The sequence below is a fragment of the Saccharopolyspora sp. NPDC050389 genome, assembly GCF_040655595.1.
GTDB lineage: Bacteria > Actinomycetota > Actinomycetes > Mycobacteriales > Pseudonocardiaceae > Saccharopolyspora.
This window is the reverse complement of record NZ_JBFAKG010000028.1, coordinates 40172-58650: the sequence shown is the minus strand read 5'-3', so window position 1 is coordinate 58650 and position 18479 is coordinate 40172. Positions and strand designations below refer to the sequence as shown.

The following is an 18479-nucleotide window of genomic DNA, read 5'->3' as shown; positions in this document are numbered from 1 at the left end:
CGTCGGCGCTGTCAGTGGTGCGTGGCATGCTCTTGCGCGCTCGGGCGCTCGGCCGGGGTGAGCGTGGTGGAGGTGCGGGTGTTCGGGTCGTTGCCCCGGCCGGTGAAGGTGTTGTTGGGCGTGCGAGTCCTCAACCAGTTGGGCGCATACGTGCTGGCATTCCTGGCCGTGCTGGCCGGTCCCGATCTGGCGGCCGTGGCGCTTGCGGTCTTCGGGGTAGCCGCGCTGATCTCGCGATGGGCCGGTGGCCTGTTGCTTGACAAGCTTTCGCCCCGCACAGTGATCGCGTCGGGATTGACCGCGACCGGGGCCGCGCTGCTGATCTTGGCAGCGGCACAAAGTCCGGCGCAGGTGGTCGTCGCGGTCGCACTGGTCGGGCTGGCATTTGAGATCTACGAACCGGCATCCCAGGAATTGCTGGCTCGCCTCACCGAGGGCGATCAGCGTCAGGACGCCTATGCGCTGCTGGGCACGTCCCTGGTGGCGGCGGGCGCGATCGGTGGGGTGCTGGCCGCGGTGGTTCTTCCGCTGGGCGTTCGCTGGCTGATGGTCGTTGACGGAGTCACCTGTGTCGCTGCCGCGGTGGTCACCATGGCGTTCCTGGGCAGGGAAACTGCGCAGATGACCACGCCGGGGCAGGAGCGGGGGCACCCCGGTGCTCGTTGGCGTCCTTCGGCGCTTCTGGTGACGCTGACGCTGGCGGGAACCGCGTTCGCCTTCGGCTATCTGGCCGTTCTGATGTTCATGCCATTTGTGCTGCTGCAGCAGGGGGCTCCGGCCTGGCTGCCTGGCCTGACTCTGACTGGTTCGGCTCTGCTGGTCCCGCTGGTCGTCCGCCTGACGCGCACGCCGGTGAATGCCTTGTCGCACACGATGGCGCTGGCCTGCGGGACGACTCTGCTGGGCGTGCTGGCCTTGGTGATGGTGCTCGGCGACGGCCTCGTGGCCATCATCTCGGCCTACCTCGGGTGGGTGGCGGTGAACAGCGTGCTGCTGGGCCGTTGGCAGGCGATGATCGCCGAGATCGCTCCGGCAGCTGAGCGCCCCCGCTGGTTCGCCTTCCACGGCTCGTCGTGGGGCATCGCACAGCCGGCAGTTCCTGCAGTCGTGGCTGTGGCCGCTGGCATAGCGGGCGGTACCGGTGCCGCCGCGTTCCTGACCGCCGCGGTTGCCTTCCTGGCCGTGCCGCTACTTCTGACCACCACCCCCTGGCTGATCCCGATGACCGGCAGCAGAACGCGTTAGAGGAATTCCTGGTTGTGGCGCACATCCGGGCATTCGTCGGGGGTGAATGCCTCGACCCAGAGGTGCAGGCGGTCGGTTTGCCGGGGGAAGTCCTGGTAGACGCTGTTTCCTTGGCACAGCGCGTCCAGGTTGGTGACGAAGTCGTGGTCGATGTGCCGGTCGTCACCGACGTGCCCGATGCCGGTTTCGGTGCCGATCAAGCGGATCGCGCTCGGGTGTGCGTGCCTGCGGGTCATGGAGGCGATCCAGTTGGCGGCGTCTTCGGGTGCGAGGAGTACGAGGGCGGGTTTTCCGGCTAGCCGTTGTGCCCGGGTGGTGTGGTCGACCGCGGTACGGCAGTAGATTTCGGCGTAGGCGTGCCAGTGCACGTGTCGATTTCGCCACTCATCCGGGTCCAGCAATCGCGAAACTCCTTGCATTTAAGCGTGATCGCCCCGCTTTCATTCGAGTGGTGTTGGTTGGCCGGCCGGTGCGTTACGGGGGATCCGCACCGGCCGACCGTCCTGCGCCGCCGCTTTCCTCGGAGGGCGTTTCAACGGCGGCGAGGTTTGGGGATGCTCTCTTTGGCTTTCGCCAGGCAATCGGGGCACCGGTTGCGGAAGGTGGTGGGGTGACCGGGTTCGGCCCACATCACTGGTGCCCCGCACGCGCCGTGCGTGTCGCGGTGCTGGGTGACGACGTGGGTCTCCAGGTCACGGAGGCTGGTTCCGGGCAACCAGCGCGGGTAGATCTCGAAAACGTTGCTGGGGCTGGTCATTCCTGCACCCGCTTCCGGGTGCCCGGGGTGGGGTCGGCCACCTGCGCGGTAGGGGCCGACCCCACGTTCCCGCCTCGCGCCGCGTTGGGGGAGGGGTGCGCGTCGCGTTCAGCGGGAGACGTCGCGCGTGTGCTGATCCGCCACCGCAGCAGCAGTCCGGAGCCGTAGAGCACAGCCCGCAGCAGGACGGTGAACAGAATCAGCAACCATTGCGACATGCTTTTGCTGTCGTCGGCCGCTTACGTCTGATGAACGGGTTGCGTTCGATGTGCATGGCGCGTGCATAGAGCACGCATGGACTTATGTCGCGTGCGGCGCGAGGACCGTCAGCAGGTCTTGCAGCGTTGAAGGGGCGCCGTTGCGGCGAGCCGAGGTCGCGGCGGTGTGGATTCGTCGAGCCGCACGAGCTGAGGACACGTGATTGGCGAGCGCGTGCACCTCGGCCGCCGCTTGTTCCGCTTCTGCCCAGCTGGCCACCTCGACAAGGGCGTTGACCAGGTTCGCTGCGCCGATGAACCGCGCCCACCTAAAGCGGGGTGCGGTGCGGTCCAGGACCGCGTTGTAGCAGTCCACGGCGCGGGATGGTTCGCCGACCGCGCGCCACATTCCGCCTTCGTGGGCTTTCAGTTCGTGGTCGTTGACCCACCAGGCCCAATCGGGGTCGGTGCTCTGCACGCTGCTGGAAAGGTCCGACTGAGCGCGGTGCATCACTGCGAACGCGCGGTGGTCGCCCAGGTCGGCGGCTGCGCGGGCGTGGCGCATCCCGGTCATGACGCGGAGGCGTGGGGACAGGTTGAACGTCTCCATCAGTTGCACCGTGCGCAGTGCCTCCCGGGGCCTTCGGGTCTCCTGCGCTTGCATCGCCATGTTTCCGAGCAGGAACAGTTCCATGTTCCGGTCCCCGGCGAGTCGGGAGAGGTGCAGCGCCTCCAGGTTCAGGTTCCTGGCGTTGTCGTACTGCATGGCGTCGAACGCCAACCACCCGGCGACTTCTCCGAGTTCGGCGGTGACGGCAGCGAGGTCGTGTTCGATCGCTTGGCTGCACTTACCGGAAGCCAAGCGGTTAGCTGCCGAGCGGAACAGGCGCGCGGCCATTGGCGCGAGTTCGACCCCGCCATGTTGCCGGTCGAGCGCGACGAGCTGGGTGATGCTGTTCTGCAGTTCTTCAATGTGATCCGTGGTGACTGGCTCAGCGACGTCGAACGTCGGTGGGACGACTCCGGGCATGGTCGGGCTTGCAGACCGGGACAAGCGTCCGGCGGCGTCGAGGAGATCGTCCAGCTGCTGCACGGTGTCCCGGTCCGGAGTGCTGCGGCCGTTTTCCCATCTGGACAGGGTGGACTGGTCAACGGGAACTCGCCGGGCCAGTTGGGGTTGTGAGAGTCCCGCTGCCTGACGGAGTTGTCGCAGGCTCCGCCCGAAGTCAGACATCGTGGCTACCTTTCCGCCGTCGACCTCTGCCGTACTCGCAAGGCCTGGTCCCGAGATCTCCGAGCGTATCGGCCGGTCATCAGCAGAGGACAGGCTCGAACGGCCGGGTGAAAAGTGACATCGTGAAAATCACCCGCCCGGCGGACCCGGCGCTCGCATTACCGGGGGCAGGTGGGGGTTTGCTCCGGGGTTCTGCCGCAGTGCATCACGACCACCGGCGGCCGCTGGCTGCCGCCCTCGACGCGCATCACCGAGATCGCCTTCCGCACCGGGACCTGCCCGGTCGGCGAGCCGAAGTCGATGGGGCCGCTGATCGCGCGGATGCCTTCGGGGTTCTCGCTGAGCCGCGCGATCCCGTACCAGACGGCCAGGCCGTTCAACGGCGTCGTCCCGACGTCCGCCTGCCCGTCGGTCACCTTCTGCACCGCCTGCCGGACGAGGTGGACGGCGTCGAAGGCCAGCATCGACCGCCCCGCCAAACCGTCGTCGCCCGGCAGCACGCGCTGCCCGGTGAAGTCGATGTAGTCGAGCTGGATGCCTTGCCGCAGCTCCCGGTCGAGCAGGAACTTCGTCGCGTCGTCCCCGGCCATCAACTTCGGCATGTTGTCCTCGCCGACGCACCGGTCCTGCACCACGCTCAGGTAGTTGCTGAACTGGTCCGCCCTGGCCGCGTACAGGGCCAGCGAATCGGGGCCGCACTGCACGACGTCCGAGGGGATGCCGTGCTGGATGTCCGCCAGTTCGGCCGAACCAGCCAACTGCTTGTCAACGTCGAGCGCCAGGTTCCTGCTGTAGGTGTCGGTTTCGTCGTAGAAGACGGTGACGTTCCTGCTGCCCAGGTCCCGCACGTGCTGCGCGATGACCTCGGACTCCCAGTGGTTCGTCGGCCCCACCTGGTGGTAGAGCCTGCTGAGGCCGGGGAAGCTGTCGGCCGAGGTCACCGTGCCCACCATGGCCAGCCCGCTGCTGCCCAGCACGGTGATCGCGTCACCGGTCTCCTGCCAGCTGCCGCCCAGCCCGACGACCGCCACCACCGGTGCCTCCCGCTCGCGCGCGGCGAAGTCGACGATGTGCTCGGCGACGGCCTCGCCGTGCTTCATCTGGGCACCGGCGTTGGCGAGCACGATCCGGATCGGGACGCCGTCGTTGATCCGCGCGCTCCGCTGGGCCTCGGCCAGCCCCTCCAGCTCCGCCGCGACCCCGTCCAGCGTCGACGAGTCGGGATTCCGGCCGGTGAGGGTGCTGAAGTAGACGATCGAGAAGTACGGGGTCTGCTTGCCGTCCGCCAGCGCCCGCCGGTGCAGGGCCTCGGCCTCGCCGTTCTGCACGTTGATCCGGTCCTGCGCGGCGATGAGCCGATCGCGCAGGGCCGGATCCGAGATGTCGGCGGAGAAGCGGTGCTCCGAGTCGGCGATCCCGACGCATTCGCCGCCGGTGGACCACAGCGCGGTGTTGGTCCACGGCCACCAGCTCCGGCCGCAGTGGCCGTAGTACTGCTGCAGGTAGACGCCGCCGCCCCCGAGCACCAGCAGGATCACCAGCAGGATCGGGATGCGGCGCAGCAGCTTGGAGCGCTTCAGCGGCAGGGTCGTCTGCCCCAGCGAAACACCCGGTTCGTCCTCCGCCGAAGGCGGTTCGTCGGCCACCCGCAGCGTCACGTACCAGGCGGTGTTCGAGCGCTTGCGACGCGCTTCCTGCAGCGTCTCAGGCCAGCCTTCGAGGGTGACCGGCGCGCTCGGCGTTTCGCTGTCCTGCAACGGTTCCGGGCCGCTGCCGATCACCAGCAGCGGATCCGGCACGCCGGTCTCGTTGCGCACATCGTTGATGAGCCGGACCAGCAACTGGCCGACGGTGTCGTCGCCCAGGTTGCGCAGCAGCAGCACCGGATAGCAGTCCTTGGGCACCCACTGCCAGCGCCACAGCCGCCGCGCGTAGGAATCGGCGAGGTCGGTCAGGAACGCGTGCGCCAGGAGTTTCCGCACCTGTTCGGCGTTCTCCCAGCGCGATGGCGTGGTCATCAGGCGCTGCGCGAAACTCGGGAAATCCGCGGATTCGCGCGGCGACAGGTAGCGCTGCCGCATGAACCAGCGGGCGGCGCGGCTCCGGCGCACCCACCACGCGTAGTAGATCGGGAAGAACGTCAGCGACAGCACGAAGAGGTACCAGGGCAGGCTCTGGGCCGCCGACTCCCAGAGCGCGGCTTCCTGCTGGGGCTGGCCGCGCCGGGGCCGGCGGCTCCGGAGGTATTCGCGCAGCAGCTGCCGGGTGTGCGAATGCGGGGCCTGGGCCAGGTTCGTCGGCGGCAGGTTCTTCTTCAGCAGCCAGCTCAGCAGCGCGTACCGGCGGAAGCGCAGCCGGCCGATCCGCGGCCACGAGTCGGCGTCGCGCAGCCCCTGGGCCGCCCTGTCCAGCAGCTTCCGGACCTGCACCGACTTCTGCCGCGGCGTGTCGGCGGGCGTCCCGCCGACGTCGAGCACCACGTGCGGCACGATGGTGCCGAGGTGATCGGAGACCTGGTCGACTAGCCGACCGGAGGCGTTTTCGCGCAGCAGGTGGATGATCGGCTGGTCCGGGAGCTTCTCCACGCGGCGTCGCCGGATCCACCGCCGCCCGAGGCGGGACGGCAACTGGGAGACCGCGACTCCCTGGCTCACAGGTGCTTCCGTCATCCTCACCTCCGGTGACCGCTAGATCATTCAACGTGACGTTACCGGTGGCCGAGGCGAATCCGAATGGATTTCAGGGGTTTTCCATCGAGGCTTACCGCGGCCTGCCGGGCACGCCGGGGCGGGTCTGCCAGGGGAGCGGGCCGCCGAGCGGGCGGTATTCGACGCCGTAGGCGTCCAGGCGGGGCAGGTGGTGGTCGACGAGGCGGCGCCGGAAGTCGGCGAAGTCCCGGTCGCGGCTCCAGGCGACCTCGGCGAACGCGGTCAGCCGCGGGAAGGTGGCGTAGTCGACGCGGCGCGGGTTGTCCAGGTGCTCGGTCCAGACCTGCGCCTGCACGCCGAGCGCGCGCTCGGTCAGCGGTTCGTAGGCGTAGACGTCTTCGAGGGTGGTGCGGAAGCCGACCGGGATGGGCTCGTCGGGGTGGTCGGACTGCCGGTGGTCGAAGTAGAGGTGGTGTTCCGGGCACAGCACGACGTCGTGGCCGCGCTCGGTGGCGCGCAGCGCGGTCCGCTCGTCGCGCCAGGTTGCGATGATGGTCCGCGGCGGCAGCGGATCGACCGATTCCAGGATCTCGTCCCACGCCGATGCCCGGCGTCCCTGGGCGTGGATGTGCTCGACGAGCGAGCGCAGGAAGGGGCCGTGCTCCGGCGTCGCGCCCGGGACCTCGTCGCCGCCGATGCAGATCACCGGTGACGGGAAGACGTCCATCAGGTGGTCCAGGACGGCGCGGTAGAAGTCCGCGGTGGCCGGGTCGGTGTTGAGGATTTCGTCGCTGACGCCCCAGGATTCCCAGACGCGCGGCCGCTGCCCGGTGCCGAGTTCCGGGTAGGCGGCGATCGCGGCCTGGCTGTGCCCGGGCACGTCGATCTCCGGGACGACGGTGATGTGGTGCCGCGCGGCGTGGGCGACGATCTCCCGCAGGTCGTCGGTGGTGTAGAAGCCGCCGTGCGGGCGTTCGTCGAACTCGGGCTGCTCGCCGCGGCCGACCATCGACCGCCGCCGCCAGGCGCCGACGCGGGTCAGGTTCGGGAACCGCGGCACCTCGACGCGCCAGCCCTGGTCGTCGGTCAGGTGCAGGTGCAGGACGTTGAGCTTGTGCATGGCCAGCAGCTCGACGAACCGGAGGACCTCGCGCTTGGGCAGGAAGTGCCGGGCCACGTCCAGGTGGCAGCCGCGCCAGGCGAACCGCGGCCGGTCCTCGACCCGGCCGCACGGCAACAAGCACCGTCCATAGTGGATCAGCGCGCTCCGGTACGCGGCCGGGCCGAGCAGCTGCCGCAGGGTCTGCGCGGCGTGGTGCGCTCCGGCCGCGTCGTGCGCGACGACTTCCACGCCGTCCGGCCGGATTTCCGCGCGGTAGCCGCCGGGCGCGGACTCGGCCGGGTCGACGCGGAACTCGATCGTCGGCCGCGCCGCGTCGGGCAGCGGCAGCCCGGTGGCGGCGCCGACGTGCCGCCGGAACCAGTCGGCCGTGGTGGGCTCGCCGCCCACCGTGGTGTCCCGGTCGAGCTCGAACGCCCCCTCGGCCGGTGCCACCAGCGCGGGTTTCGGTACCAGTGAGTCCCAGCTCAACCTTTCACCGCCCCGGCCAGCCCGGACACCATGCGGCGCTGCACCACCACGAAGAAGATGAGCACCGGGATCGTCATCAGCGTTGAACCGGCCATGATCGCGCCCCAATCGTTGCCCTCCGGGGTGAAGAACACCAGGATCGCCATCGGCAGCGTCTGGTTCTCCGACGCGGAGATGATGAACGTCTTGGCGAACAGGAAGTCGTTCCAGGCGTGGATGAAGGAAAGCACGCTGGTGGCCACCAAACCCGGTGCCACCAGCGGGAAAAGCACCTGCCAGACGAACCGGGTGCGGCTGGCGCCGTCCAGCGTCGCGGCCTCCTCCAGCTCGACGGGGACGGCCGCGACGAACCCGCGCAGCATCCAGATCGCCAGCGGCAGGCTGAACGCCAGGTGCACCAGCACCAGCGAACCGAGGTGGTTGAGCCCGAACGCCGGGGCGACCGAGCCGACCTCGCGCATCAGGAAGAACAGCGGGATCGTCAGCGCCTCGACCGGAACCATCTGCGCCACCAGCAGCATCAGCAGCAGCACGGTGCGGCCGCGGAAGCGGAACCTGGTGAGCGCGACGGCGGCGAGGAACGACAGCAGCAGCGAGATCAGCACGACCGCGCCGGCCACCAGCACGCTGTTCACGAAGTAGCCGCCCAGCCCGTCCACTGTGAACACCCGGCGGAAGCTGTCCAGGGTGGGCACGAACGTCCAGGGGCGGGGATCGGTCGACAGCAGCTCGCCTTCCGGCTTGAACGCCGAGAGCACCATCCAGTACAGCGGGAACGCCACCACGACGGCGATCGCCACCGCCACCGCGTTGGCGGCGAGCAGCCGGGGCTTGCGCAGCGCACTCATACGAACGCCTCGTCCTTCCGCTGGGCCCGCAGGTAGGCCAGCGTGATCAAGATGAGCAGTACGGTCATCACCACGCCGATGGCCGAGCCGAGCCCGTAGTTCGAGCCCGCGAAGGCCGACTGGTAGGCGTAGACGTTGAGCACCATGTTCTGCCCGGCCACGCCGCCACCGTTGGTCATCACGTAGATCTGGGTGAATATCTTGAAGTCCCAGATGATCGACTGGATGGTGGCGATCACCAGCACCGGCCGGAGCATCGGCAGCAGCACGCTGCGCGCGGTGCGCCACGCCGATGCCCCGTCCAGCGCCGCGGCCTCCACCATCTCGCTCGGAATCCCGGTGAGCCCGGCGTAGGTGGTGACCAGGACGAACGGGAACGAGCACCAGATCACTTCGGCGGCGACCAGGCCGAAGGCCACGAACTTGTCGTAGGTCCAGGAGAAGCCCGCCGCGCCGTCGATCCCGACGCCGGTGAGCACCTCGTTGACCAGACCGAAGTCCTGGTCGAACAGGAACAGCCAGACCGTCGACCCGGCCATCGCCGGGGTGGCCCACGCGCCGATCGCGGCCAGGAACAGCAGCAGCCGTGGCAGCGGGCTGATCCTGGTGGCCAGCACCGCGAGCGCGACGCCGACCGCCAGGCTGCCCACCACGCAGACCGCCGCGAAGACGCAGGTCTGCACCAGGATCGTCCAGAACTGGCCGTCCCCGAGCAGCGTCAGGTAGTTGCCCGCGCCGAGGAACTCGACCGGCGCGCCGCCGGAGGCCTGCGCCTGCCCGTACTCGTAGAGGGAGATCTGCACCAGCTGGTAGAGCGGATAGGCCATCATGCCGATGAGCAGCAGTACCGCCGGTGCCAGGTAGAGCAGCGCGGCCATCAGCGACCTTCGAAGACGGTGTTCATCTGCTTGGCCGCACTGCTGGTCGCTTCGTCGACGCTGGTGCCGGTGATGATCTGCTGCACCATCGTCGGCAGCACGCCCTGCGCGTCGACCTTCGACCAGGTCGCCGAGGTGGGCACGAAGCGGGTGCCCGCCTGCAGCGTCTGCACGAACGGCGCCACCTGGGGATCGTTGGCCGCGAGCTCCTGCTGCACGTCGGTGAAGGTCGGCAGGTTGCCCATCGCCGCGTACATCTTGCGCTGGTACTCCTTGCCCGCGAGCAGCTGCACGAACTCGCGCGCCAGCGTCGCGCGCTTGGACGACTTCATGACGCCGAGCATGTTGCCGCCGGCGAAGGCCGGGGCGATCGAACCGGCGGTTTCGCCGGGCAGCGGCACGACGGCGTACTTCCCGGCGGCGGCACCGGCGTCGACCGCGGCGCGGTTGAAGTCGCCGCCGATCGTCATCGCCGCCTTGCCGGAGGCGAACGCCTGCACGGCCTGGCTGCCGGTCAGGTCCGCGCACTGCTCGCGCGGGCACGCCCCACCGCTGATCAGCGACGAGTAGGCGGCGACGCCCTCGCGGGCGGCGGGCTGATCCACAGTGGACATCCACTTCTCGCCGTCGTTGCGGGCCAGGTCGCCGCCGGCGGCCCAGATGAACGGCATCAGCGCGTAGTGGTACTTGCCGCCGATGGAGATGCCGTACAGGTCGGGGCGGGCGGTGCGGATCCGCTGCGCCGTGTCGGCCAGTTCCGCCAAGGTGCGCGGCGGCTGCAGGCCGAGCTCGGCGAAGACGTCGGTGCGGTAGTACAGCGCGCGGATGCCGGTGTACCAGGGCACGCCGTAGACCTTGCCGTCGACCTTCGCGGTCTCCAGCACGGACGGGTTCAGGTCGCGGGATTCCGGCCACTGCCCGAGGTTTCCGGTGAGGTCGGCCAGACCGCCGGCGGCGACGTAACCGGCCACGTCGGTGTTGCCGTACTCGGCGACGTCCGGCGCGCTGGCCGGGTCGTTGAAGGCGCCGGTGAACCGCTGCGACCGGGTGTCCACGGGGATGTACTGCACATCCACCTGCGCGCCTTGGTGTTCGGCTTCGAAGCGGGCAACCGCTTCGTCCACAGTGGCCTGCTTCGGGCCGCGGTTGGTCTCGTCGAACAGCCAGACCCGCAGGGTTCCGGTGCGTTCGTCCTCGGTGGGCGCGGACTGCTGGACCTGCGGCGGGCCGCAGGCCGCGAGCAGCGCGCCGACGGCGGCGACGGTGATGGCTTTCCAGGCGCGCATGGGGATTCTCCGTTGCATTATCTGCAATACCCGTTTTGCATTGAGCAATCGGATCGTAAGGACCGGTTTGCCCGAAGGCAAGGTCTGAACCAATCTACGTTCGTCCGGGATCGTGCCGTTGCATCGCCGAGACTCGGTCGCGATCTGGGTTTTTCGCGTGAAGAACGGGAAAAGCGTTGATTTCACAGATCATTTCAAACCGTTGATCCCTGCGAGGATGAAGCCCCGCCGCCGATCCGTGAATCGTTCGACTTGATTGGGAAGCCGACTGTGGAGACGTACGCATGATCGCCGGGGTGCTCGCCGCCGTCCTCGCGGTGCCGTTGCTGGCACCTGTCCAGCCGGCCGCCGAGGCGAAAACCGTGAAACCCCAGGAAATCCGGGAAACGTGGGCCGGACCGCTGCACACCGAAGGGCGCTACATCGTCGACGCGGGCGGGAACCGCTTCAAGCTGAAGGCCGGGAACTGGCACGGCGCCAGCGGGACCTGGAACGGCAGCGGCGACATCACCGACCCCGCCAACCACCACTCGGGGGAGAACAGCAGCGGCATCCCGCTCGGCCTGGACCGGGCCTCGATGCGCGAAATCGTCGGCAGCTTCCGGGAACTCGGGATCAACAGCATCCGGCTGCCGTTCTCCACCGACATGATCGACGACCCGGCGACCGTGCCGGACGCGGCGGTGGCCGCGAACCCCGAACTGCGCGGCAAGACCCGGCTCCAGGTGTACGACGCGACGGTTTCGGCGCTCACCGACAGCGGTTTCGCAGTGATCCTGAACAACCACACCAACACGACCCGCTGGTGCTGCGGCCTGGACGGCAACGAGCGCTGGAACAGCAGCCAGAGCGACCAGAAGTGGGAAGAGGGCTGGCTCTTCATGGCCAGTCGCTACCGGGACAACCCGCGCGTGGTCGGCGCGGACCTCTACAACGAGGTGCGCCGCGACCTGATGGACGACCCGAACTGGGGGCTCGGGGACAACCACGACTGGTTCGCGGCGTCCCAGCGCGCGGGGGACCGGATCCTGACCGAGGCCAACCCGAACCTCCTGATCATCGTCGAAGGCATCAACTGGACCGGCATCCCGCTGGACGGCCTGCCGCACGGGCGACCGACGCTGGAACCGGCGCGCACCCTCTCGCACACATTGGTGGCCTCGGGAAAGCTGGTGTACTCGGCGCACTTCTACGGCTACACCGGCCCGAACCACACCGGCGCCACCGGCCTGGGGGAGACGCACGATCCGCGGTACCGGGACATGGACCGCGACCAGCTCTACGACGTGCTGCGCCGACAGGCGTTCTTCATCACCGAGGAGGGGCAGCACTTCACCGCGCCGCTGTGGATCAGCGAGTTCGGCGTGGGTGGTCGTGACGAGCAGGACCCGAAGGAGCGGGCCTGGTTCGGCAACTTCGTGGACTTCCTCGTCGCCAACGACACGGACTTCGCCTACTGGCCGCTGGTCGGCTGGCACGAGAACCGGCAGGGCAACGGCTGGGGCCTGGTGCACTGGGACGCCGCGGGCAACCGGATGTTCGTCGACGACGGCGACGACTGGCGCGCGGAAGCCTGGCACCGGCTGGTGAACGCCGAGGCGAGCCCGGCGAAACCGGCCGACACCTGGCGGATGCTGGACGTGGACCACGGCGACCTCGTGCAGTCGGCGCGACTGCGGGCCGAGCCGGATTGGGACCCAGGTGCGGGCAAGACGGCGTGCCCGGACGGTCAGCGCCTGATCGGCCTGAGCCACACGGGTTCCCGCGGCCTGTGCACCGACATCGGCGGTGCCGGCGGCTGGGATGCGGGCTACGAGGTGGTTCGCGACGAGCGGCACGTGACCGACGACTGGGCACCGGGCTTCACGAAGTTCCAGTGCCCGCCGGATTCCTTCGTCGTCGGCTACGCAACCCGGGGAGTCGACCTGTCGTCGACAGTGTGCGGCAAGGTCGCGAACCCGCTCGGCACTGCGGGGAGTGCGGTCTGGTTCGACAGGTCGGACGCCCGCCCGCCGGAGGCCCGCGGCGGCGACTTCGCCGAGGGCCACTACAAGGGGCAGTGCGCGGACGGCGAGTACATCGCGGGAGTCGCCTTCAGCGCCCGAGCAGGCTCCCTGGAAAAGGAACCCGACGCCCTGCTGTGTCGCCCCTGGAGTTCAGAGGGGGAGTGATCCGGACCAGACGAAGCGTGGAGGGCACCTTCGGTGGCAACTATGCCGCCCAAAGGTGCCCTTCGCCCACTTCATGGCCGCGTGGTCAGTGGCCGAATCGGTCGGCCTTGACCGCGGCGACGAATAAGCGGCGAATTCGACGCCGCCCGCGGCACGAACCGCGGCCTCATGGCCCAGCTCAACCGCAGTCGCGGTGACTCGGGGTCCTCGTAGTACTCGCCGAAGAACGGGCGAATATTGCCCCAGCGATTGCCGGCTGAAGCTGCTTCTCGCTAGGTGCAGACGGCGTACTCGCCCGCGAACGGCCTGCTGTCCGAGCTGCTGCCGCCAGGACGGATTCTCCAAGCGAGATTTCCGTTGGCGTCGAAGAAATCCACGTAGACAGGCAGGTTGTTGCGGTAGGAGTTGACGTGATCGCGGAGCCCGTAGACGAGGAGGGTCCAACAGCCGACTCCGGTTCGCTCGGTCACGAACCTCATGTCGTTGAATCCGGTGTTGTAGTACAGGCACAGGCCATTGGGTCGGCAGGCCTCAGCGGCCGAGGCCTGCGGTGCGGCCACGACGCCGGTGGTCGCCAGCGTCACCGCGGCAGCGACGGCGACCCCGCCTCGCCCTACCCATCGAGTGAATCTCATCAGCATTTCCCTCGCGTCCAATTGGTGCCCGGCCCGTTCCGGGCCCCTCCCGCACAAACGCCCGGATCGAAAGCGTTGTTGTCCCAGAGCGAGCACATCACCCAGACGGCGGTCTCCGGCCTTCACGTCGTAGAGCTGCCGCGAGGCGCACAGGTTCAGATGCCCCTCCTTGAGGTCGCGCAGCATGAGCCTGTGCCAGCGCTGCCGTGCACGACACCCGTCGCACCCGCCGAACCTCGCGGACAGGGCACTGAACTGCAGCGTCGTCCCAGTTGCGCCTGAACACCCCGAGAGAACTCTCGGCGGGGTGATCGCGTGTCAGACCGTGGGTTCCAGGTCTGTTGGGAGGATCTGCTCGGTGAGCAGGCGGCGGACCCTGGTGGTTCGGTCGGCTGCTTCGAGCCAGGTGTCGAGCAGCCGCCAGCCGTGGAAGTAGCCCAGCACGTACAGGGCCATCCCGCTGGCGCGCAGTGACCCCAGCGCCGCACCGGCTTCGGCGTCGGAGAGCAGCGCCCAGCGCGAGAGGTATGCGGCTAGTTCCGACTCCGGATGTCCTTCGGAGGCGAGGAAAGCGGCGTTGGCCCAGGCTCCGAACAGGATGTTCTGAGCCCGGTGGATCGCGGCGAAATCGCTGCCGTCCCGGGAGATGCCCTGTTCGGCGAGGACGTTGTCGGTCAGCCACGCCTGGGCCTCGTCGCCGGGGAACACGATGCTCTCCGCGTGCAGGCCGAGCCCTTCGCTGATCACGAACGACGGCGCGAGCATGAACCGGACCTGCTGGTCGAAGTGGCCCTGCTCGTCGACGAGCAGGCGGTCTTTGAGTATCGACTCGGCGATGTGCCCGGGGTGTCCTTCGTGCGCGACGACGTACAGGAGATCCGCCAGGTTGAACGGCAGGTCGGTGTTGATGTGGATGGTCGATCGCAGGCCGCCTTCGTGATCCCCGGCCGCCCGAAAATGCGCGCCCGGCACGAGCTTGCACCCCACGATCTCGTCCGCGGGCAGCGGCACGATCTCGTTGGTGCGCCGACGTGTCTCGGCGACCGCCTTGTCGATGAGAGCGGGCAGCCGGTCGAGCTGTTCGCGGGGCAGGGTATGGGCGGCTTGCCAGGCGTGCAGCCGATCCACCAGCGAGCCGGCGCTGCGGGGGAGTGCGGCGTCCAGCAGATCGTGCGCCTGCTGGAACGTTTCCTCCGGGAGCCACTCCGCCGATACGCCCAAGCATTCGCGGGCATACACCGGCAACGGGAGTTCTTCTCCGGCAAGCTGCCGGGCGACCGCGCGCAGCGCCGTCACCTGCGCGGCCAGGTAGCGGGCGCGGTCCGGTGCGAACGGCGACTCGTCGAGCAGCGCTTCGGCGTCGTCGACCAGCCGCCCTGCCGGGATCGGCTCCTCGCCATTCACCTGCTCGCTCCACTCCTGCGGTCCCCGGTAGATGAGCACCGTGCCGCCAGCGCTCGCCGTCACCTGGCGATTCACCCGCAGCGCCAACAGCGCGTACTCGCGCAGCCATTCCTGCTCTGTCACGGCCATCGATTCCTCCGGGCCTCGAAGTCTGAGTGATACGAGGCCGAAGCTAGCTGTACGGTTTTCCGTACGGCGTAAGGAAGGAGGGCCGGATGCCCGAGCCACGCCCGTCGGCGATCTGGTTCACCGAAGAACGCCCGCGCAGGCCCCGGCTGTCCAGGGAACGGATCACGCGGACCGCGGTGCAGGTGCTGGATGCGGAAGGCGTGGCGGGCCTGTCCATGCGGCGGCTCGCCGCGCGGCTGGGCGCCAGCCCCATGTCGCTGTACGAGTACGTCGGCAGCAAGGAGGACGTGCTCGATCTCGCGGTCGACGAGGTCATCGCCGAGATCGAGCTCGGCGGCGCGGAAGACGTGCCGTGGCGCGAGGAACTCGTCCGCAGGCTGGGTCAGAGCCTGCAGGTCATGAACCGCCACCCGTGGCTGCCCGCCCTGATGGCCACCCGCCCGCTGCTCGGCCCGAATTCCCTCGCGCGTTCCGAGCGCGTCTATTCGCTGCTGGAGAAAGCGGGACTGGAGGGGCCACAGCTCGTCGCCGCGGTCGGGAGCCTGACCTACTACGTCCAGGGCTACGCCGCCGCGGAGAACGTCTGGCGAAGCACGCATCATGATCCGGGTGGCGTTGCCGAACTGCGCGGCCAAGCCCAGCAGCACATCGACCGGCAGTCCGACCGCTATCCCGCGCTGACACGGCATGCCCAGCTCACGAACGACGGCCTCGACGGCTCGTTCGAGCTAGGGCTCGACACGATCCTCGACGGGATCGAGGCCCGGCTCGGCACCTAGCGCCCAGCCGGGCCACCGCGGCGGAAACCGGTCAGCCGTGGAAGGTGATGGCCGCGACCGACGGGCAGGCGTAGCTGTCCTGGGTGGGGGAGAGGACACCGGTGCCGGGGTCGCGGGCCAGGCGGGTGATCGTGCCCGCTCGCTGGTTCGCGACGAACAGGGACGTCTGCTCCGGGTCCAGGGCGAAGTGCCGGGGCCAGCTGCCGCCCGTCGGCGTCGTGCCTTGGAAGGTGAGGTCCGCTCCGTCGATGGCGAACGTGGCGATGTTGTCGTCGCCCCGGTTGGAGGCGTAGGCGAACTTCGCGTCGCGGGAGATCGCGATCTCCGCCGGGAAGTTCTCGCCGGACGCGTCGGGTTCGCGGGTGCCGACGACCTGGCCCGGGGTGAACCGGCCGGCCTCCGGATCCCAGTCCAGCACCGTGATCTCGGACTTCAGCTCGGCGAGCAGGTAGGCGCGGGTGTAGTTGAACGCCAGGTGCCTGGGCCCGGTGCCGGCCGGGAGCTCCAGGTGCTGGTGCTGGGTGAGCTTGCCGGTGGCGGTGTCGAAGGCGTAGACGAACACCGCGTCCGCACCGAGATCGACCGCGACGACCCACCTCTTGGTGGGGGCGACGAGCACCTGGTGGGCGTGCGGCTGGGAGCCGGGATGCTTGACCAGGTCGGTGGATTCGCCGATGCTGCCGTCGGCGTTGCGGCGGTGCACGGCGACCGTGCCGTCGGTGTAGTTGGCGGTGAACAGGAATTCGCCGCTGGGATGCATCGCGATGTGCGTCGGGCCCGCGCCGCCGCTGGGCTGGCTGTTCAGCACCACCGGGTGGTGCGCGGAGAGGTCCACCGCGGTGATGGTGCCCTGCGGGATTTCGTTGGTGACGTACAGGAACTTGTGGTCCGGTGACCAGGCGAAGAACGACGCGTCGGGCACTCCGTCGACCACTCCGGACGGCTCGAGCACGCCGGCCTCGTTGCGGATCGCGACCTCCAGGCCCCGGCCGGGCGGATTCGCCGAGGTGTAGCTGCCGATGAGCGTCATCAGGCCCGCCTGGTGATGCGTCGCCGGCGCGGCGGGGTGCGGTGCGGCGGCCGGGGGCGCCGCGCAGGCGGTGCTCGTGGTGGCGATCCCGGCCGCACCGGCGAAGCCGACTGCGCCGACCGCGGTGAGGAACCGGCGACGCGGCATTGCGTTGTCCCGCACGATGTTCTCCCTGTTCGGTGGATGATCGCGGGTCAGTCTGCCGCATCCGACGTGATTGGACTAGACCAAAACGGCGCAGTTTTCCGGCCGACGGCGTTCAGTTGACCGCGCCAACTCGTGTTGATCAAGGAGGGGGCAGTCCGGTCATCGCGCCTCACCAGGTGACCGGAAGCGTGGTCACCCCGTAGATGTCCGCCCCTTCGCGCAGCGGAACGTCGTCGGCGGGGATGGCGAGACGCAATCCCGGGAACCGGGCGGCCAATGCGGGGAATGCGACTCGCATCTCCACCCGGGCCAGTTGCTGACCGAGGCACTGGTGGGGGCCGTGACCGAATCCGACGTGGCCGACGGGGTTGCGGCGCAGATCCAGGGTATCCGGGTCGGCGAACTTCGCCGGATCGCGGTTGGCCGCCGCCGACGCCAACACCACCGTGGATCCGGACTTCACCAGGCGGCCGTCGAGTTCCACGTCCTCGAGCGCCACCCTCGCCACCGCGGGCACGATGGTGAGGTAGCGCATCAGTTCCTCGACCGCCGGGCCGGTCAGATCCGGATCCGCGCGCAGTGCCGCCCATTGGTCGGGATGCTGCAGAAGCGCGAAGGTCCCCAGCGCGATCATGTTGGCGGTGGTGTCCAGACCCGCCGCGAGGAGCAGAGCGCCCATGCCGGCGAGTTCGTCGTCGGTCAGCTCACTGGCGGTGAGATCGCTGAGCACATCGTCGGTCGGTTCGGCGCGCTTGGCCGTGATCAGTTCGCGTATGTACGCACTCACTGCCCCGAATGCCTCGTACTGCTCCTCCGGCGTGGCGTCCACTCCGAAGAGTTTGGCGGCGTCGGCCTGGAAACGCTCCCGGTCCGCGTAGGGCACGCCGAGCAGTTCGCAGATCACCATGGCGGGGATCGGCTGGGCGAAGGCCGGGACCAGATCGATCGGCCCGCCGTGCCGCTCCATGGCATCGAGGTGTTCGGCGGCCACCTGTTCGATCCGCTTGGCGAGCTGCGCCATGCGGCGCACGGTGAACTTGCCGGCCAGCAGCCTTCGATACCGGGTGTGTTCCGGCGCATCCATGTCGAGGAAAGCGCCGGGCTGCGCAGGCGGCGGCACCGCCCCCTCGTATCCCGGCAGCAGCGGATGCATGAGTTCGCTACGGCTGCTGAAGCGCCGGTCGGCCAGCACGCTGCGCACCGTGGTGTAGCCGGTAGCCAGCCACCCTTCGTGCCCATCCGGGAAGGCCAGTGGGTTCAGCGGCGCTTCGACGCTGATGCGAGTCAGTTCCGCGGGCGGATCGAACGGACGGCCCGGGGTGCGACCGGTGGGCAGTTCGACGGCGGACTCGGCCATGCTGTTACCTCGCTTATCCGTGGCAGATCGCCGAATGCTGTTGTCCGGCTGGCGGATTCGAACGTTAGGCAGGAGCCGAAACCCCGGTCAACGAAGATCTCGCCGAATTGACCACGTTTGCGCTGATCGGCTCCGTGATCGGC

The 18479-nt window shown here is 68.8% G+C and carries 16 protein-coding genes; 3 read left to right on the top strand and 13 right to left on the bottom strand.

Features of this window, described 5'->3' with window-relative positions; all coding sequences use genetic code 11:
* The first annotated feature begins 66 nt into the window (after nucleotides 1-66).
* Nucleotides 67-1245, top strand: coding sequence for an MFS transporter (locus AB0I53_RS19975; protein WP_358604705.1), 1179 nt, complete (start codon nucleotides 67-69; stop codon nucleotides 1243-1245).
* Here the strand turns inward: AB0I53_RS19975 and AB0I53_RS19970 are convergent.
* The 9 genes from AB0I53_RS19970 to AB0I53_RS19930 form a co-directional block, all read right to left on the bottom strand.
* The gene (locus AB0I53_RS19970; RefSeq protein WP_358604702.1) at nucleotides 1242-1646 is read right to left on the bottom strand and encodes a hypothetical protein; all 405 of its coding nucleotides are present in this window, start codon (nucleotides 1644-1646) and stop codon (nucleotides 1242-1244) included. The two genes, AB0I53_RS19975 and AB0I53_RS19970, sit on opposite strands and share 4 nt — an antisense overlap.
* A 131-nt stretch (nucleotides 1647-1777) precedes the next feature.
* Complete coding sequence (locus AB0I53_RS19965; protein ID WP_358604700.1) at nucleotides 1778-2002, bottom strand: hypothetical protein; 225 nt, start codon at nucleotides 2000-2002, stop codon at nucleotides 1778-1780.
* Nucleotides 1999-2220, bottom strand: coding sequence for a hypothetical protein (locus AB0I53_RS19960; protein ID WP_358604698.1), 222 nt, complete (start codon nucleotides 2218-2220; stop codon nucleotides 1999-2001). Before AB0I53_RS19960 ends, AB0I53_RS19965 begins: the two co-directional genes overlap by 4 nt.
* An 82-nt stretch (nucleotides 2221-2302) precedes the next feature.
* On the bottom strand, nucleotides 2303-3433 hold the full coding sequence (locus tag AB0I53_RS19955) for a helix-turn-helix transcriptional regulator (protein WP_358604696.1): 1131 nt from the start codon (nucleotides 3431-3433) through the stop codon (nucleotides 2303-2305).
* A 158-nt stretch (nucleotides 3434-3591) separates the two neighbouring features.
* Nucleotides 3592-6102: a hypothetical protein gene (locus tag AB0I53_RS19950; protein WP_358604694.1), complete on the bottom strand. Its 2511-nt coding sequence runs from the start codon at nucleotides 6100-6102 to the stop codon at nucleotides 3592-3594.
* Nucleotides 6103-6193: 91 nt separating this feature from the next.
* The gene (locus tag AB0I53_RS19945; RefSeq protein WP_358604691.1) at nucleotides 6194-7672 is read right to left on the bottom strand and encodes a beta-N-acetylhexosaminidase; all 1479 of its coding nucleotides are present in this window, start codon (nucleotides 7670-7672) and stop codon (nucleotides 6194-6196) included.
* Nucleotides 7669-8520, bottom strand: a complete 852-nt coding sequence (locus tag AB0I53_RS19940; protein ID WP_358604688.1) for a carbohydrate ABC transporter permease — start codon at nucleotides 8518-8520, stop codon at nucleotides 7669-7671. Before AB0I53_RS19940 ends, AB0I53_RS19945 begins: the two co-directional genes overlap by 4 nt.
* Nucleotides 8517-9398: a sugar ABC transporter permease gene (locus tag AB0I53_RS19935; RefSeq protein ID WP_358604685.1), complete on the bottom strand. Its 882-nt coding sequence runs from the start codon at nucleotides 9396-9398 to the stop codon at nucleotides 8517-8519. The genes AB0I53_RS19940 and AB0I53_RS19935 overlap by 4 nt, the downstream gene beginning before the upstream one ends.
* On the bottom strand, nucleotides 9398-10684 hold the full coding sequence (locus tag AB0I53_RS19930; RefSeq protein ID WP_358604682.1) for an extracellular solute-binding protein: 1287 nt from the start codon (nucleotides 10682-10684) through the stop codon (nucleotides 9398-9400). The genes AB0I53_RS19935 and AB0I53_RS19930 overlap by 1 nt, the downstream gene beginning before the upstream one ends.
* Nucleotides 10685-10968: 284 nt before the next feature.
* Between AB0I53_RS19930 and AB0I53_RS19925 the strand changes: the two genes are divergently transcribed.
* On the top strand, nucleotides 10969-12855 hold the full coding sequence (locus AB0I53_RS19925; protein WP_358604679.1) for a cellulase family glycosylhydrolase: 1887 nt from the start codon (nucleotides 10969-10971) through the stop codon (nucleotides 12853-12855).
* Nucleotides 12856-13127: 272 nt separating this feature from the next.
* Here the strand turns inward: AB0I53_RS19925 and AB0I53_RS19920 are convergent, their stop codons facing one another.
* On the bottom strand, nucleotides 13128-13490 hold the full coding sequence (locus AB0I53_RS19920; protein WP_358604676.1) for a peptidase inhibitor family I36 protein: 363 nt from the start codon (nucleotides 13488-13490) through the stop codon (nucleotides 13128-13130).
* Nucleotides 13491-13808: 318 nt separating this feature from the next.
* Entirely contained in the window at nucleotides 13809-15023 is a 1215-nt protein-coding gene (locus AB0I53_RS19915) for a hypothetical protein (RefSeq protein ID WP_358604673.1), read from the bottom strand.
* An 86-nt stretch (nucleotides 15024-15109) separates the two neighbouring features.
* On the opposite strand from AB0I53_RS19915, the gene AB0I53_RS19910 reads away from it, so the two are divergent.
* A complete protein-coding gene (locus AB0I53_RS19910) occupies nucleotides 15110-15802 on the top strand; it encodes a TetR/AcrR family transcriptional regulator (protein WP_358604670.1) in 693 nt (230 codons plus the stop codon).
* 31 nt (nucleotides 15803-15833) lie between these two features.
* Here AB0I53_RS19910 and AB0I53_RS19905 read toward each other — a convergent pair whose 3' ends face one another.
* Together AB0I53_RS19905 and AB0I53_RS19900 are read right to left on the bottom strand one after the other, a co-directional pair.
* Complete coding sequence (locus tag AB0I53_RS19905) at nucleotides 15834-16994, bottom strand: lactonase family protein (RefSeq protein ID WP_358604667.1); 1161 nt, start codon at nucleotides 16992-16994, stop codon at nucleotides 15834-15836.
* Nucleotides 16995-17148: 154 nt separating this feature from the next.
* Entirely contained in the window at nucleotides 17149-18336 is a 1188-nt protein-coding gene (locus AB0I53_RS19900; protein ID WP_358604664.1) for a cytochrome P450, read from the bottom strand.
* Nucleotides 18337-18479: the final 143 nt, after the last annotated feature.